Here is a 15682-nt window from a genome sequence, read left to right on the forward strand (position 1 = left end):
GATCTTGGCGAAATTGACGCGTTTTTCCGAACGTTACAAAATGGCAAAGTTGTCCGGAGACGGACACAACAAGAGGATTTTTCGTTGACAGGTGAAATGGGATTTGATATGACCTAAGCAGCGACCTGGTATGCATCAAGCCTGGTTAACAACGAATCCGGCACGAGCCAAAATGGGGCCAGACCATGCCGTCTCCCATCCGCTCCCAGTCCGACAAATCCTCCGAGTAGGGCGGCCCTTCCCGCGATCAAGCGGGTCGGAGGCCGCCCTTGTCGTTTTGGGGGTTTCGGACATGAGTGCTGCGGTGAGGAGGGTTTAGTCGACCACATTCACGCCTTGGCTCAGATCTGCAGTCCGGGAGGCATGGAGTTTTCCGGATCGGCCTACTCAGGGAAGATCTCCCCGCGTTCCTTGTCCGACTCCGCGAAAAGGCGAATGTGCCGCGGATGAAGAGACGGAGTGGCCCCGCATGACCGTCGAAACGCTCAAGGACTGCAACAAGAAGTATCTGGCCCAATTGGCGAAAGATCAAGGGATCGTCGGGTGGCACGCGATGCGCAAGGATCAGCTGATCCGCGCGTTGTCCGTCCCCCCGCCTGCCGCTAAGAAGTCCACCAAAAAGACCGCGAGTACCGTCAAGCCCGTCGAAAAGCCCGAAACCGTATCCGCCGGTTCGCGCAAGGCCGCGGCGCCGGCCTCCCCCTCTCGCCCCTTGACGGTGGTCCCCCCCCGTGCCCTCGATCATGGTTGCGTCAAGGACCGAATCATCGCGATGGTCCGCGACCCGTACTGGCTCCATGCCTACTGGGAGCTGAGCCGTTCGACCCTGGCCCGGGCCCAGGCGGCCCTCGGCCAGGAATGGCACACCGCGCGTCCGATCCTCCGGGTCGTGGACGTGACGAGCGAAGACACCACGTCGGCCTCGGAGCGTCACGTCCGTGACATCGAGATCCACGGCGGCGTCAATAACTGGTACATCGACGTCGCGACCCCCCCGCGATCTTTCCGGATCGACATCGGTTACGTCGCCCGTCGCGGCAAGTTCTTCGTGCTCGCCCGCTCCAACGTCGTGAGCACCCCGAAGGCCGGCTCCTCGGACGTCCTCGACGAGAACTGGGCGAGCGTCCAGGAGCAGTTCCAGAAGATCTACAGCCAGTCCGGCGGCAACAGCAACGGGCAGGGGACGAACGACCTTCGCGACCTGTTCGAGGAGCGCCTCCGCCGCCCGATGCAGAGTCTCTCCTTGCAGAGCCTCGGCACCGGGGCCCTGGCCGCCCTCGGCCGCGAGTTCCACTTCGAGCTCGACGCCGAACTGATCGTCTACGGCACCACCGAGCCGAACGCCCGCGTCACCCTCTCGGGGGAACCGGTCCAGCTCCGGCCCGACGGCACCTTCACCGTCCGGTTCAGCCTCCCCGACTCGCGCCAGATCATCCCGGCCGTCGCCGCCAGCCCCGATGGGGTCGAGGAGCGCACGATCGTCCTGGCCGTCGAGCGGAACACGAAGGAGCTCGAGCCGATGATTCACGACGGCAACGAGCTGTAAGAAAGAACGAGCCAAGATCGCCCCGGCTCTCCCCGGGGTGCGGCAGCAAGTTTGCCCAGGCACCGCTCCTTTCCCCGGCTCCAAGAAGCTTGGGGAAGCGAGCGGTGCTTCGTTTTACGTCCTTTTGGCGTTGGCGTCGCGGCCGATTCCCTTCGCGTCTTTTTCGCATGGGCCGCGTGATGAGCCGACGAGCGAGCAGGGCCATTCGAGTCATTTCCGATGGGCCGATTGCGGTCGACTCTGAACAGGCACTACCCTCGCGGCGTACAATTCCAGGATGTCGCAGACTCCGAGACATCCGGACCCACGAGAAAACAACGAGGTCGAACCCTTGAGCAAGGATATTACGCCGATCCTGGATGGCTGGGAGTATGACCCCGACGACATCCAGGTCCGCATCATCACGGGAAACGACGGCCAGGATAAGATCCAGATGCGAAGCGACCTGGGCCTGATCCAGCTCGAGGTCACCGGTCGCCCGGACGGTCAGCGCCCGGCCGGCTTCGAGTCCTTGCTGGACGCCTATGAGGCTCGCGCCAAGAACGGCGACGAATTCACCCTCGACTCCTCGGCCTGCGTCGCCCTGATGCGGGAGGGGCTCCAGTACTATCACCGCTACCTCGCGGCCTTCCACCTCCAGAAGTACGACTGGGTCGTCCGCGACACCGCGAGGAACCTCAGGCTCTTCGCATTCGTGATCAAGCATGCGACCCGGCAGCGCGACAAGCTCCAGTTCGACCAGTACCGCCCCTACGTCACGATGATGAACACGAGGGCTGCGGCGTCGATCGTCCTGGCTCGCCACGAGTACGACCAGGCGCTCTCGCTGGTCGACGGCGGGATCGCGGCCATCCGCCAGTTCCTCGAGGAATACGACCGGGGCGATCAGGAGGCCGAGTGCATGGAGCTGGGCTTCCTGCTCCGCTGGCGCCGGGAGATCGAGAACGACCGCCCGCGAGGCCCCGTCGAGCGGCTCCAGCAGCAGCTCCAGCTCGCCGTCGCGATGGAAGACTACGAGGAGGCCGCCCGCATCCGCGACCAGCTCCAGCGGCTCCAGGGGGCCGAAGTCGCCGCGGATCAGGGGCCGTCCCTGAGCCTCGATTGACGCCATATTTGCATGATTGTTTTTCGATATGAGAAATCGGCCGATTCTTGCGGGGCAGGGCCTCGATCGCGCGATTCCGGCTTGATTTCGAGGCCTCCGGTGGTTAGATTATCCAGTGTCCGGTCTAGGCCGGGCTCACCTCTGCCATGTACGACACGGGGTGTACTTTTGGCGAACCAATGAAAACCCGTTGGGAGCCGATTTACGACCACTGGGCATGTCCCTTCAGGTCCAAGGCACCCACTTGAACAGCGGGTTCTCAAAAGCACTCTGAACGGCATTGCGGTGGAGGTGTTTTAATCGACCCGTCCTCTTCTCGGGAAACCGAGGGGATGACGGGTCGATTGCTTTTCTTTTCCTCTCGCATCCTCCCCCTCGACTTCATCGACATGACAGACCTCCCCGCAGAGAAGAAGGACCTGCGACGCAGCGTGGTCGATCGGATCCTCGCCATGCCCCCCGAAGTACGTGCGGGGCAGGAGCGCAGGCTGGTCGGGGCCCTGCCGCAACTCCCCGGCTATCGCGAGGCGGGGACGGTGATGCTCTACGCCTCGGCCTTCCCCGAGGAGTTCGACACGAGGCCCTTGCTCGAATCGGCCCTGGCCGAGGGCAAGCGTCTCGTGTGCCCGAGGGTCGATCGCAAGGCGGGCGTCCTGCGGCTCGCGCTCGTCAAGAGCCTGCGGGATGACCTCGTGCCGGGGATGTTGAAGATCCCCGAGCCCGCGAAACATTGCGAGATCCTCGAGCCGGGCGAGATCGACTGGATCCTCGTCCCGGGGATTGCATTCGACTCGCAGGGCTATCGGCTCGGCCGCGGGGCAGGGCACTACGACAAGCTCTTGCCCCAGCTCCGCCCCGAGGCCCCGCGCTGGGCGCTGGCTCTTGAAAGCCAGTGGCTCGAAGCCCTCCCCGTCGAGCCTCACGACGTCCCGCTCGACGGCGTCGTCTTCCCCGATCGACGCGTGGTCCGTGAACGGACTTCGGCCTGAGAGACAATCAACTGTCGGCTCACTTCATGTCTCGCGGTCACAAAAACCTGGAAACGAACCACGTTTTCAGATCTTCGAGGCTTTGATGCGCCTCGAGAGCGACGACGTGGCGACGAGGAGCCCGACGCCGAGGGCGTGGAAGACGATCCCCGCCGGCAACCCCTTCGGCCTGATCTCGAGGACGAGCCGGCCCTTGTCGTCGGCCATCGCGTCGAACGGCCTGTTCCACTCGGCGCATCGCCAGTCGCGGTACGGCTCCTGGCCGTTGACCGTCCACCACGAGCCGGGGTTGATGTTGAGGTGGACCTCCGCGTTCGGCTCGGTCCGGAAGACGATCCGATTGGGGCTCCACGACTCCGGCACGAGCGTCTTCTCGCCCGCCCAGGCTTCTCCCTTGTACTGCGGGTGTCCCACCCAGAGCCGGGCCGTCGGCAGGTTGCGGTCGTAGCCGAGCAGGGCTTCATGCGCGCGGACGACCCCATAGCCCCTCATCACGGCCGGGTAAGCGAGTGTGTCCTGGACGTTGACCACCGACCCCGTCTCGGGCCCCGGGAAACGATCCTCGGTGGGCGGGATCCGGAGTGAGACGGGGAGGATCTGATGGCCGTACGAGACGAAGTCGGCCGCGATGAGTAGCACGAAGACGACCGACAGGATCCGATGCAGTAGATGCCCATCGCGTCGCCAGGTGGCGATCAGCCCCGCGACCGAGAGCCCCACGCCGAGCATCTCCATGATCCGCCAGCGCGAGACGACGTGCATCGTGCTGAAAACCGGCAATTGCGAGAGCCAGTAGCTCGCCTGATGCGGTTGCACCGCGCCGAAGGTGAGCCAGAAGCAGATGAGCGTCAGCGTATGCCACCAGCGCCAGCCCTGGAACATGCTGGCGACGGCCAGCAGCACCACCAAGGGCCCGATATAGCAGGCCGACTCCCAGAAATAAGGGCTCGTCATCGTCCCCACCACCGAGGCGTCGGGCCGGAGCAGAAACCATCGCACCGCGCTGATGGGGTCGAGTTGCAGCATCGACTGCCATTCTCGGGGATAGTCGAGCATGACGAGCCCCGTCGTGGCGATTCGCCAGCCGGCCAGGGCGAGGATCACGCCGAGCCCCCCCAGCGAGTTGACCGCGAACGTCACGAGACGATCCCGAGGCTGCACCCGCAAGGCCCGCACCCAGACGAACGAGGACACGATGATGCCGTAAAGGCTGGGGTACTGGATCCCGCTCACGAGGTCGAAGGCGACCCAGAACCCGAGCGCCAGGCCGTTGGAAAACTTCCCGCCGACTCGGCCGGCGAAATAGATCATCCAGGGGGTCGAGCAGTAGCTCATCGGGATGTAATAGCCGGCGACCGCGTAGACGAGGACGCAGCCATTCATCCCGTAGATCAGGGCCGCCGCCGCGGCCGCCCAGGGCTCCCGGAGCCAGTGCCAGGCCAGGCGCCTCGCCCCCTCGACGGCGATCATCAGGCTCAGGACGGCCGCGAGGCGAAGCCCGACCCCCGTGCCGAACGCGAGGACGAGCGGCGTCGCCAGCGAGACCACGCCGCACTCGGGCTCGGACGCGAGCGGGAACCCGCCGCGGACCCAGGGGTTCCACCAGGGGAACTGGTGCCATCGCAGGATGATCCGGCGCACGGCCTCGAACATCTTGAAGAAGTGGTCCCAGTCGCCGAATCCCAAAGAGTCGGGGTTACGCAGCAGGGTCCAGGCGAAAGACGCCGGCGCGAGCTGCAAGGCCCAGGGGAGCCACCACGATCGCTCATCCTTCGCCGACGGATCCGGGTCGGGCTCGGGCCAGTGGTCGTTCGGCCTGACCGTCAGGAGCCGGGCGAGGAAGGCCGCGATGATCGCGAAGAAGATCGTCTGCCCCATCTTCTTGCGATACCACCAGGGGATCGCCATGAAATAGTCGAGGGCCAGCGGCACGACAACCAGGGCGAGGGCCGCTGCGCCCGCGACGGCGAAGAGCCATCGGGTGCGCCTGAAGAATTGCAGGGCGTTCGCCGTCGACATGGTTTTTGGGATCTCGCACCGAGGGATCGGGGCCTTCAGGAGGGAGATATTGTCACGAGTCTCACCTCTCGCCGCCAGGGTGGCGCTCGCCGATCCCTTTGCGGGGGGTCGGTCGCCTGGGTATGGTGGTGGTTCCGTGGCATGAGGCCGGGGCAACGGCCCGTTGCGCTGTTTTCGGGTCGAGACTTCGAGAGATCCTGAAACCATATGAAGATCGTAAAACGGGTGGTCCTGGGCCTGCTGCTCGCGACGGCCGCGACCCGGATGTTGCTCTATTTTTGCTATGCCCTCGACATCACCATCCCTTATGAGGCTTTCCACCTCGAGTCGAAGATGATCTTGCTCGCCTACCGGGTGCAGGCCGGCGACACGCTCTATCCCGACTGGCAGCATTACCCGCACGTCGCCAACTTCTTCGGCCCGGTCTACTTCGTGGTGGTCGGCCTGATCGGCCGGCTCGTCCACGCCGACCTGACGGGGCTCGTCGTCATCGGCCGTGCGGTCACCTTCTCCGCGGCGCTCATCACAACGATGCTTATCGCCATCTACGTGAAGCGGACCTGCGGCTGGTGGGCGGCGGTCGCCGCCGGCATGGTGACCCTCGGGGTCAGCCCGCTCTACGGATTCTCGGTCATGGCCAGGGCCGACCTCCTCGCCGAAACTATCGGCACGGCCGGGTTCCTGCTCGCGATCCAGAAGGGGCCGAGGCTGAGGTACTTGGGTTGCGTCGTCCTCGCCCTGGCGGTGCTGACGAAGCAGACATCCGCCGTCTTCATGCTCGGCGCCGCACTGGCCCATTTCTTCGACGGCGCGAGGCGCGAGGCGTTGACCGTCTTCGTCACGACCTCGGCGCTCGTCGTCCTCGCGATCGTACTGATCACGGCCCTGCGCGAGCCGAGGTTCGCGACCGACTTCCTCGGCGAGGGGAAGACCCCCTGGCTCTTCCCCGCCTGGCTCCAGCAGTTCAAGCGGATCCTCGTCGCCGCGCCCGACCTGCTGGCGATCCCCTTCATGGCCCTCCTGCTGGTCAGGCTGCGCGGCGGGCGGGAGCCGGCCTTGCTCGGCCTGACCCTGGTGGTGGCGACGTCGTGCCTCGTCCTCTCGGCCAAGCGAGGCGCCGACCTCAACTACTACCTCAACCTGCGCGTGTGCGAGGGCTTGGCGATGGGCATCCTCTGCAAGTACGCGCTGACCGCCACGGCGACCAAGTGGGACCTCAGCCTGTCGAACCTGGGGGTCCTGGTCGCGGCGGGCTGCCTGGTCCCCGGTACCGCCTTCGCGGTGATCCCGGCCCACTCGGCCTGGCAGAAGTACGAGTTCCGCAGAACCAGCTCGTTCCGTTCGCTCGTCCGGACCCACGACCGCCTCTTCGAGATGGCCGAGAACCCCAAGATCCGTTTGCTCACCGACTCCGGCCTGATCGATCTCCACCAGAGGGAACGCGCGGCGTTCGGCGACCAGTGGCTCTTCCGGATGCTTGTCGAGACGGGGCGGATCGAGCCGACGAAGATGAAGGAATGGATCGAGGCCGAGGATTACGACATCATCGTGACCACCAGCGACCTCCTCCTCCCCGGCTACAAGACCTACGAGTTCGGCCTGCCGATGGTCCTGGTCGAGAGCATCAAGAAACACTATGTGTCGGCTGGCACGCTCAATAGCTTCTTCATCTACAACCGGAAAGGGGCCGCCCGAGCCTCGCTCCCGAATGGGATCGGCTCGACGGCCCCTCGCGTCCCCTGATCGCTTCGTGTTCAGGCTTTACTTCGATTCGAGCGTGACCTTGGGGGGATGGGCGAAGCCTTCGAAGGCCTCGGCGAGATGGGCCGAGGCCGTCTCCCCTTCGTGCAGGATCACCCGGTAGCGGAAGGTCACCGACTGCCCGCGCGGCAGGACATACTCTCCCGTCTGCTCCTTGCCGAAGTCGTGCCAGCCGAACGGGTTGGCGGCGAAGAGGCCGTAGGTCCGGACGTGCCAGGTGGTCGGGTATCGGAAGCTCGACGGGTGGTTCAGGATGGCGATCCCGACCGTCTTGCCCTCGACCGGCCCGACGTAGTCGACCCAGGGGGACGGCTTGCCCCAGGCCTTGTCATCGACAAGCCCCTCGGCGTTGGTGATCTTGCCCCCCTTCTTGCGGGTCACGTCCATACTCGAGGCGACCCGGACGCCGAACATCCCCTCCTTGGTGTCGCCGAACGTCACGTCACCTTGCGACGCATGAATCGTGATCGCGAAGTCGATGATCCGGTTCGCGCCGGTGTCGAAGAAGCTGATGACGCGCTCGTCATCGCAGACCTTCTTCCCGTCGGGCCCGAGCCAGTCGTCGGTCGTCCGGATCAAGGCGACCGCGGCGCCGGCCACCTCGGGCTTGCGGCTGGTCTCCTTGATCGTGCCGTGCCCCTTGTTCTCCGACCAGAAGTCGACGCCGTTGACCTTGCCGTGGGTGAACCAGAACGAGCGTTGATGGGGGTGGTCCTTGTCCTCGCCGTCAATCATCCTCATCGGGTACGACCGCGTGTACTCCGATCCGTTCGGCCCGAGGATCGGGAAGAGGAAGGGCTTGGCCCCCTCGTCGTTCCGGTACGTGGTGAAGGGCTTCCCCTTGAAATCGAACGAGACGTTCGTCCCCTCCCGACGGAGCCCGAACCCTTCGGGGCCGACGGCCTTCTTCGGGGCAGGGTAGAGGGTGAAGATCTCGCTCGCCTGCGCGGGGATATGATCAAAGACCAGGGCGAGGCGGAGCCCCTGGTTGTCCTCGAAGACTTGCGCCGGGCCGGCCAACTCTCCCGAGGCTGTACGCAACGTGTAGTCGCCGACCGGGATCGAGGCGGGGGCGGCGACGACGACGGGGGTCGCCTTCAACTCGGCGCCTTGCCCCTCGACCTTGAGTCTCCAGGTCTGCGCGAAGGCCGGGCTCGTTGCGAGGCCGATCAGGCCCCAGGCGAGGAGGCATGTCGCTCGTTTCGGCAGCGGGGCGGTCATGGCGTTCTCCAAGAAACAGCGGGCAAGGGCGGGGATGAGGCGGGGCGGGAGTGATCGAGACACGTCCCGATCGATCAGCTAACGTCGTAATTCACCCGCGCCGCGGTTTCAAGGGTGCAGCCGTCGCCCGGATCTCGACTTCGAAGCGCATCGGTTTTGCGTTGAAGAGTCAAATCATCGTGTTTATACTACCGAGTGACAGCGATCTGAAAGCGCGATGGTTGAGAATCGGCCTTGACGTTCTGCGGCTCGACGAATCTGCGGGGCGGAGATCTTCACCTTGGTCGTTGCCCTTCTAGGTCGGCTCGAATGATGCTCGAGGTCTGCCCCATCTCGTTGGGTCTGTCTGTTCGCGTTGATGCGGGGGAGAGCCTGATCCAGGCGGATTGCGATGGCGAAACGGCTTTATGTGGGTAATCTGAGCTACCAGGCCACGTCGGAAGATCTTCAAGAGCTCTTCGAACAGTTCGGCCAGGTGAGCTCGGCTCAGGTACTGATCGATCGCGAGACGGGGCGAAGCCGCGGCTTCGGCTTTGTCGAGATGGACAACGACTCGGAAGCCGAAGCGGCGATCGAGCAACTCGACGGCAACGACCACCAGGGGCGTCGCCTGACGGTCAACGAGGCTCGTCCCAGGACCCCGGGTGGCGGCGGCGGCGGCGGTGGCGGTGGCCGTGGGGGCTACGGCGGCGGCGGATATGGTGGCGGTGGCGGCGGTCGTGGAGGCTACGGCGGCGGCGGTGGATATGGTGGCGGTGGCGGCGGCTACGGCGACAGCAACTACTGATCCCGGCTCCCCCTGTCCGGCAACGCCAACCCATCCGAAAATGAAGAGTTGAGAGCGGCCCTGTTCGAGGAGACCGCGCAGGGTCGTCGTCTCGACCTCGGATCCTTGAATCCAAACAGTCCGAGAGTGGCCCGACGCCCCTCGTCCCTTCAAGGATCACCCCGATGAGCGACGCGAACGCGGCCTCGACCGACCTCCGCGAGAAGGTCGAGGCCGCCCTCGAAGAGCATGTCCGCCCCGAGCTTCGCGCCGACGGCGGCGACGTCGAGTTCCTCGGCATCGACGAGGGAGACATCGTCCAGGTCCGGCTCCTCGGCACCTGCCAGGGCTGTTCCCCGTCGATCGTTTACACGATCACCATGGCGATCGAAGCGGCCCTCAAGGCTCACGTCCCCGAGGTCCGCCTGGTCGAGGCCTTGCCCTGATCGGCCGACTTCCGCGAAAATAGAGAGGCTACAGCGGGCGTCGATCTCGCCTTGTCGCGATCCTCGTCCCTTCGTTCGTGGTTTCGTCCCTCGGCGCCAAACCAACGCGCCTCGAGCCTCCTTGAATTGAGCGGGTGACCTGGCCATGTCCAATCCCTGGGTCTGGCCTCGAGCCGCCTATGTTCATATCCCCTTCTGCGCGCACAAGTGCGGCTACTGCGACTTCGCGTCGCTGGCCGGGGTGGATCACCTCGCCGACCGCTACCTCGAGGCCCTCGGGCGCGAGATGGCGATGATGAAGGAGCCGGCCGAGGTCGACACGATCTTCGTCGGCGGCGGGACCCCCACCCGGCTCGACGCCGACCAATTGCACCGACTCCTGGAAATGATCAGGCGTTGGTATCCCCTCGCGCCGGGCGGCGAGTGGACGGTCGAGGCGAACCCGGGGACCCTCGACGAGCGGAAGGTCGACGTCCTTGCGGCCGGCGGGGTCAATCGCGTGAGCCTCGGCGCGCAGTCGTTCCAGCCCGACCTCCTGCGCGTCCTCGAGCGGAACCACGCCCCCGAGGAAGTGCCCAAGGCCCTCGACTGGATCCGGCCGATGTTCGAACACTGGTCGTTCGACCTGATCTTCGGCGTCCCCGGCTCCAACCTCGGTCTGTGGCGTGACGACCTCGAGACGGCCCTGGCCCTGAAACCGTCGCACCTCTCCTGCTACGGCCTCGTCTACGAGAAGGGGACCGCGCTCTGGAAGCAGTGGAATGCCGGGCAGGTCCGCGAGGTCGACGAGGAGAGCGAGCGGGCCATGTACGCCCACACGATCGAGCGGCTCGGCCGCGAAGGGCTGGCCATGTACGAGATCTCCAACTTCGCCAGGCCCGGCCACGAGTCGCGGCATAACCTCGTCTACTGGGCGAACGACGCCTACTTCGGCGTGGGAGTCGGGGCGGCTCGATATGTCTCGGGCGTGCGCGAGGTCAACACGCGGGACCTCCACGCTTACCTCCGCCGGATCGAAGCGGATGAGCCCGCCACCGGGCCCACCGAGACCCTTGAGCCCGAGCCCCGGGCACGGGAGACGGCCGTCCTGATGCTCAGGCGCACGATCGTCGGCCTCGACCGGGAAGACTTTACGCGTCGTACGGGCTTTGATTTGGACACGCTCGCCGGCCCCACGATCGCCAAGTATGTGGAGAGCGGACTGCTCGAGGACGACGGCCGTCGGGTCCGGTTCACCCCCGACGGCATCTTCCTCGCCGACTCGGTCCTCTGCGACCTCGTCTGATCCAAAATTAGTAACGGCACGCCCCCGGGGATGACGACGAAAGAGACATTCGGCTTAGCGCCACTCCGGGAAACCTAGACACTCCGGGCCGAAACCGTGGCTTCACGAGGGGATGCGATCAAGACGATCGTAAGAGATTCCCTGCCATGATGTTGCGGCGAGACCTCGGGCAGGACGCGCCGGGGTCGTTGGATGCGATCGGGAGAGATCTCGGCCGGGTGCGATCAAGGAGCGAGGGAAACCACGATGCGACGGATCGCCGTTTTGAATCAGAAGGGTGGCGTCGGCAAGACCACCAGTACGGTCAACCTCGCCGCGGCCCTTGCGGCCGAGGGGCACAAGACGCTGGTCCTCGACCTCGACCCGCAGGCTCACGCCACGCTGCACCTGGGCCTCTTGCCGGGGCGCTCCGGGCCTTCGCTGTATGAAGTGCTCACCGAGGGCATGCCCCTGGAGAAGGTGCGGCGGGAAGTCGCGCCCAACCTGTTTATCTGCGGCAGCCACATCGACCTCGCCGGGGCCGAGCTGGAGCTGATCGGCACCGTCGGTCGCGAGGTCATCCTCCGCGACCAGCTCGAGGCGGACCCGCAGAAATTCGAATACATCCTGATGGACTGCCCGCCGTCGCTGTCCATCCTCACGCTGAATGCCCTCTGCGCGGCGCGAGAGGTCCTGATCCCGCTCCAGGCGCACTTCCTCGCCCTGCACGGGCTCTCGAAGCTGCTCGAGACGATCCACCTCGTCTCGAAGCGGGTCAACCGGGACCTCAAGGTCCTGGGCGTCTTGCTCTGCCTCTACGATGCCGGCACGAGGCTCGGCGGCGAGGTCATCGAGGATCTCGACCGGTTCTTCGAGGGCAAGCGGGCCCCGGCCATGCCCTGGTCCGACGCCCAGCTCTTCAAGACCCGGATCCGGCGCAACATCCGCCTGGCGGAGTGCCCGAGCTTCGGCCAGTCGATCTTCCAGTACGCCCCGAGCAGCCGAGGCGCCGAGGACTACGCGTCGCTCGCCGCCGAGGTCCAGGGACGCTCGCCGTCGCCCGTCTGGAGCGTCGAGGATGAGTCCGCTCCGGAATCGAGCACCCCTTCTCATGATTCGACCCCCGCTTCGGTGGTACAATCCTGAGTATCTGGAGAAGGTGCGAAAGGCCGATTCGGGTTCGAGCCGGCCTTCTCCCCCGCTCGGTCGGGTTCTGAACGCCGGGCCGGCTCCCTCGCCATAGCCGGGGACGCCGGCCGACGCTCGCCCTCTGACCCACGGTTCCCCCGCCGAGAAGGCAACGACGACTGATGCGCTGGGTCGGCATCGACGAGGCGGGGTATGGGCCGAACCTCGGCCCCCTGGTCATGACCGCGGTCGTGGCCGAGGGGCCGGATGACTGCGTGCTCGACCTCTGGAACGACCTGGCCGCCACCGTCTCCCGCGCCGGGCGCGACGACGGCCGACTCTGGGTCGACGACTCCAAGGCGATCCTCAAGGCGGGCAAGGGTCGCGACCGGCTCAACGCGGGCTGTCTCGCGGCGTTATGCGCCTCGGGCAAGACGGTCCCGGGCTCCTTCCTCGAACTCCTCGAGGGCGTGCGGGCCGGCTCGTTCGCCGACGTCGAGGTTGAACGCTGGGTCGAGGAGCCTCCCGCCTGGCCGGGACCCGAGACGCACGTCATCGCCGAGCGCTGCCGGGCCGCCGCATCGCTCCTCGGGGCCCCCTGGCGGGTCGTGGACGTCCACACGGTCGTCGTCGGGCCCGAGCGTTTCAATGAGGGCCTCTGCGCAAGCGGCTCCAAGGCCAAGGTCCACTTCGAGGCCTTCTCCCAACTCCTCGAAGCCGTCTGGGAGCGGGCCTCCGACGGCATGACCACCCGGGTCCGATCCGACAAGCACGGCGGCCGGCACTTCTACCTCGAGCCGTTGAGCGGCCTCTTCACCGACGCCTGGATCGACCGCGGGCCCGAAGGCCCCTTGCTCAGTCAATACACGGTGCGAGGCGACGGGCGTCGGCTCGAACTGAGCCTGCTCCCCCGCGCCGACGCCGAGGATGGCCTCGTGGCCCTGGCCTCGATCGTCAGCAAGGCGATCCGAGAGTCGTGGATGGACGTCTTCAACGCCTACTGGCTCGCCCGGATCCCCGACCTCCGGCCCACGGCGGGCTACCCCACGGATGCCCTCCGGTTCCGCAAGGCGATCGAGCCCTCGTGCGAGGCCGCAGGCCTGACCCCACACCAATGGTGGCGCCTCAAATGATTCAGCACGCCTCCCCCTCCGCCTCGGATTCGCTCCTGCCGGCCGATTCCCTGGTGCTCGTCACGGGGGCGGGAGGTTTCGTCGGCGGGCACGTCGCCAGGACACTCGCTTCTTCCGGCTACCGAGTCAGGGGCCTCTGCCGCCGTCTCCCGAAGCAGGAGCCGGGCGACCCGCCGATCGATTGGCTCGTCGGCGACATCCGCGACCCCGAGACCCGCCGTCGCGCGGTCGAAGGGGCCAAAGGGGTGATCCACACGGCCGGCTGGGTGAGTCTCGGCCCCGACCCCCGCAATGAGAGCCGCTCGATCAACGTCGAGGCGACCCGGGACTTGCTCGACAACGCCGAGCGCTCGGGCGTCGAGCGCTTCGTCCACACGTCGACCCTCTGGACGGTCGCCTCGGGCACGACCGCGACCCCCGCCGACGAGGCCTCGGCCTGGAACCTGGATCTGCTACGCTCCCCCTACTGCGACAGCAAGCGCGAGGCCGAGACGATCGTCCTGGAGCGGGCCCGCCCCGGCTTCGGCACGATGGTGATCAACCCAGGCCTGGTCATCGGCATCCGCGACGTCCGCCCGACCTCCACGCGGGTCATGCTGGAGATGTCGAAGGTCCCCGTCGCATTCCTGCCGAACGGGGGCATCCCCTTCGTCGACGCCCGCGTCCTCGCCCGCGCCCACATCCGGGCCATGGAGATGGCCGAACCCGGCCAGCGATACATCGTACTCGGCCGCTATCTGAGCTATCTCGAGATGGCGAGCATCGTCTCTCGCATCGCCGGCTGGCCCCGCAAGGTCGTCAGGATCCCCGACGGCTTCCAGTCGCCTTTGCGTTGGTCGGCCGACCTGATCAGCCGCCTCCGCCTGCGCCGGACCGGCGAGATCTCCGCCGCCGCCGTCTCCGGCGGCTTCGTCCAGCTCCACGTCAGCGGCGCCCGCGCCGACGCCATCTTCGGCCTCACCCACCCCTCGCCCGCCGCCTCAATCTTCGAAGCCCTCGACGACTCCCGCCGCGCCGGCCGCGCCCCCTGGCTCAAGTCGCTGCAGCCGATCCAGGAGTGAGGAAATCTGAGATGGTTGGCGCTAGAGCGAGAACGAAAGCCGACTCGCAGCCCTTTCACGGGAGGCCTTTCACGATTGTTTCAAGACCTGAGGGATCGTAAAGGCCTCAGATCAAGGCCGCAAATTGGCGAAGTCTCGATGCCGTCTTGCCAAGTCCCTGGGCTTCCAGTGTTGCCAGATACTCATCCACATTCTTCGGTGGATTTTTGAGGCTCATTCGGTTGCGTTTGGCCGCGAGACAGACCTTGTCCGACGCCAGTTCGAATTGATTGTCGAGGAGGTCGTCCGGATGCTGCGCCTCGATACCGTAAGGTTCCAGGGCCTTATCCGGAAAGTCTTTTAAATTCAATGTCACGTTGATGTCCGCCCGGGCCCAGATCGCGGCGGCGAGTACGTGTCGATCATCGGGGTCTGGCAGCTTCAATGTGCGGATTAAGCCTTCGTAGCCGGTGACGAGGCAATCCCGCACGCTGGCGTTCATCAAATTCCGCGTTCGAGTGAGCTGCTCAATCGAGAGGTCAGACCTATTTTTTAAGAGGTTGCGTATCCATTCCTCGTGGATCTGATCAGTCCATTTGGCGCGATACAGATCCGTCAGAGCAGCATGCATCAAGAAATCGCGTAGCGGCGCCGGATAGAGGACGCAGCCATCATAGACGACCGTCAAATCCGTCACATCAATAGCCCATGTCCAGTTCCTGGGCTTGGGCCGCAAGCTCAACGAGCGCTTTGAGACGGTCTCGGTCCATCGATTCCTTGTAGGCCATCACGTCCTTGCAAAGGATACGTCGATGCGTCCCCACCTGGCGGAAGGGGATCACGCCTTCCTGGAGCTGTTTGACCAGAAATGGTCGCGACACATTGAGCAGATCGGCGGCCTCTTGAGTGGTGAGTTCCGCATGGATCGGCACCAGGGTGACGGCATTCCCCTTGGCCATCTCCGTCAGAATGTCCTTCAAGTGCTGGTATGCGGCGTAAGGGATCGTAATGGTCTCTTCGCGCGTGCCCTCCGCCGTGATGCGGAGACTGAGCGGCCTCGCCGACTCCGAGACCTCAAACATGGAGAGTCGACGGCTGCCTTCCTCGGCAAGCCGTGCATCGGCTATCGAAGGAGGTTGGGTCGGTCGACTGGAGTCCGATGCGATTGCCATGGATATTCTCCTCCAGCCGTAAGCATACTCTTCAAACGAAATAAACGCAACGAACGAAATATCCGAAACAGATCGCCTGAAAGGCTCTTATC

General features: G+C 65.3%; 14 protein-coding genes and 1 other RNA gene. 11 read left to right on the forward strand and 4 right to left on the reverse strand.

Annotation, left to right across the window (positions count from 1 at the left end; translation table 11 throughout):
- Window positions 1–469: 469 nt before the first annotated feature.
- The 4 genes from ACOYYX_RS08030 (at window position 470) to ACOYYX_RS08045 (ending at window position 3640) form a co-directional block, all read left to right on the forward strand.
- A complete protein-coding gene (locus tag ACOYYX_RS08030) occupies window positions 470–1546 on the forward strand; it encodes a DUF4912 domain-containing protein (protein WP_422929410.1) in 1077 nt (358 codons plus the stop codon).
- Between the two features lie 331 nt (window positions 1547–1877).
- Window positions 1878–2651, forward strand: coding sequence for a UvrB/UvrC motif-containing protein (locus ACOYYX_RS08035; RefSeq protein WP_422929411.1), 774 nt, complete (start codon window positions 1878–1880; stop codon window positions 2649–2651).
- A 135-nt stretch (window positions 2652–2786) separates the two neighbouring features.
- Window positions 2787–2947: non-coding RNA, 6S RNA (gene ssrS, locus ACOYYX_RS08040), on the forward strand.
- A gap of 48 nt (window positions 2948–2995) precedes the next feature.
- On the forward strand, window positions 2996–3640 hold the full coding sequence (locus tag ACOYYX_RS08045) for a 5-formyltetrahydrofolate cyclo-ligase (RefSeq protein ID WP_422929412.1): 645 nt from the start codon (window positions 2996–2998) through the stop codon (window positions 3638–3640).
- A gap of 66 nt (window positions 3641–3706) precedes the next feature.
- Here ACOYYX_RS08045 and ACOYYX_RS08050 read toward each other — a convergent pair whose 3' ends face one another.
- Window positions 3707–5659, reverse strand: a complete 1953-nt coding sequence (locus ACOYYX_RS08050; RefSeq protein ID WP_422929413.1) for a hypothetical protein — start codon at window positions 5657–5659, stop codon at window positions 3707–3709.
- 207 nt (window positions 5660–5866) lie between these two features.
- Between ACOYYX_RS08050 and ACOYYX_RS08055 the strand changes: the two genes are divergently transcribed.
- Window positions 5867–7402 carry an ArnT family glycosyltransferase gene (locus ACOYYX_RS08055; RefSeq protein ID WP_422929414.1) on the forward strand — a complete coding sequence of 512 codons (1536 nt, stop codon included), beginning with the start codon at window positions 5867–5869 and terminating at the stop codon, window positions 7400–7402.
- A gap of 18 nt (window positions 7403–7420) precedes the next feature.
- Here the strand turns inward: ACOYYX_RS08055 and ACOYYX_RS08060 are convergent, their stop codons facing one another.
- Window positions 7421–8641, reverse strand: a complete 1221-nt coding sequence (locus tag ACOYYX_RS08060) for a PmoA family protein (protein WP_422929415.1) — start codon at window positions 8639–8641, stop codon at window positions 7421–7423.
- Between the two features lie 391 nt (window positions 8642–9032).
- On the opposite strand from ACOYYX_RS08060, the gene ACOYYX_RS08065 reads away from it, so the two are divergent.
- The 6 genes from ACOYYX_RS08065 (at window position 9033) to ACOYYX_RS08090 (ending at window position 14439) form a co-directional block, all read left to right on the forward strand.
- Window positions 9033–9428 (forward strand): RNA recognition motif domain-containing protein, encoded by a 396-nt coding sequence (locus ACOYYX_RS08065; protein WP_422929416.1) that lies wholly within the window; start codon window positions 9033–9035, stop codon window positions 9426–9428.
- 164 nt (window positions 9429–9592) lie between these two features.
- A complete protein-coding gene (locus tag ACOYYX_RS08070) occupies window positions 9593–9853 on the forward strand; it encodes a NifU family protein (RefSeq protein WP_422929417.1) in 261 nt (86 codons plus the stop codon).
- Between the two features lie 145 nt (window positions 9854–9998).
- Window positions 9999–11138, forward strand: coding sequence for a radical SAM family heme chaperone HemW (hemW, locus tag ACOYYX_RS08075; RefSeq protein ID WP_422929418.1), 1140 nt, complete (start codon window positions 9999–10001; stop codon window positions 11136–11138).
- Between the two features lie 246 nt (window positions 11139–11384).
- Window positions 11385–12263: a ParA family protein gene (locus ACOYYX_RS08080; protein WP_422929419.1), complete on the forward strand. Its 879-nt coding sequence runs from the start codon at window positions 11385–11387 to the stop codon at window positions 12261–12263.
- A 164-nt stretch (window positions 12264–12427) separates the two neighbouring features.
- Window positions 12428–13378 carry a hypothetical protein gene (locus tag ACOYYX_RS08085; RefSeq protein WP_422929420.1) on the forward strand — a complete coding sequence of 317 codons (951 nt, stop codon included), beginning with the start codon at window positions 12428–12430 and terminating at the stop codon, window positions 13376–13378.
- Entirely contained in the window at window positions 13375–14439 is a 1065-nt protein-coding gene (locus ACOYYX_RS08090; protein ID WP_422929421.1) for an NAD-dependent epimerase/dehydratase family protein, read from the forward strand. The genes ACOYYX_RS08085 and ACOYYX_RS08090 overlap by 4 nt, the downstream gene beginning before the upstream one ends.
- Window positions 14440–14545: 106 nt before the next feature.
- Here ACOYYX_RS08090 and ACOYYX_RS08095 read toward each other — a convergent pair whose 3' ends face one another.
- On the reverse strand, window positions 14546–15115 hold the full coding sequence (locus ACOYYX_RS08095) for a PIN domain-containing protein (RefSeq protein ID WP_422929422.1): 570 nt from the start codon (window positions 15113–15115) through the stop codon (window positions 14546–14548).
- Window position 15116: 1 nt separating this feature from the next.
- Window positions 15117–15590 (reverse strand): excisionase family DNA-binding protein, encoded by a 474-nt coding sequence (locus ACOYYX_RS08100; RefSeq protein WP_422929423.1) that lies wholly within the window; start codon window positions 15588–15590, stop codon window positions 15117–15119.
- Window positions 15591–15682 lie beyond the last annotated feature (92 nt).

The sequence above is a fragment of the Singulisphaera chitinilytica genome (genome assembly GCF_049331405.1).
GTDB lineage: Bacteria > Planctomycetota > Planctomycetia > Isosphaerales > Isosphaeraceae > PoT.

Bases quoted from the DNA above. Each gene is read 5' to 3' on its own strand.
- ACOYYX_RS08030 (WP_422929410.1), top strand. From the start codon at position 470: ATGACCGTCGAAACGCTCAAGGACTGCAACAAGAAGTATCTGGCCCAA.
- ACOYYX_RS08050 (WP_422929413.1), bottom strand. From the start codon at position 5,659: ATGTCGACGGCGAACGCCCTGCAATTCTTCAGGCGCACCCGATGGCTC.
- ACOYYX_RS08055 (WP_422929414.1), top strand. From the start codon at position 5,867: ATGAAGATCGTAAAACGGGTGGTCCTGGGCCTGCTGCTCGCGACGGCC.
- ACOYYX_RS08060 (WP_422929415.1), bottom strand. From the start codon at position 8,641: ATGACCGCCCCGCTGCCGAAACGAGCGACATGCCTCCTCGCCTGGGGC.
- ACOYYX_RS08065 (WP_422929416.1), top strand. From the start codon at position 9,033: ATGGCGAAACGGCTTTATGTGGGTAATCTGAGCTACCAGGCCACGTCG.
- ACOYYX_RS08070 (WP_422929417.1), top strand. From the start codon at position 9,593: ATGAGCGACGCGAACGCGGCCTCGACCGACCTCCGCGAGAAGGTCGAG.
- hemW (WP_422929418.1), top strand. From the start codon at position 9,999: ATGTCCAATCCCTGGGTCTGGCCTCGAGCCGCCTATGTTCATATCCCC.
- ACOYYX_RS08080 (WP_422929419.1), top strand. From the start codon at position 11,385: ATGCGACGGATCGCCGTTTTGAATCAGAAGGGTGGCGTCGGCAAGACC.
- ACOYYX_RS08085 (WP_422929420.1), top strand. From the start codon at position 12,428: ATGCGCTGGGTCGGCATCGACGAGGCGGGGTATGGGCCGAACCTCGGC.
- ACOYYX_RS08090 (WP_422929421.1), top strand. From the start codon at position 13,375: ATGATTCAGCACGCCTCCCCCTCCGCCTCGGATTCGCTCCTGCCGGCC.
- ACOYYX_RS08100 (WP_422929423.1), bottom strand. From the start codon at position 15,590: ATGGCAATCGCATCGGACTCCAGTCGACCGACCCAACCTCCTTCGATA.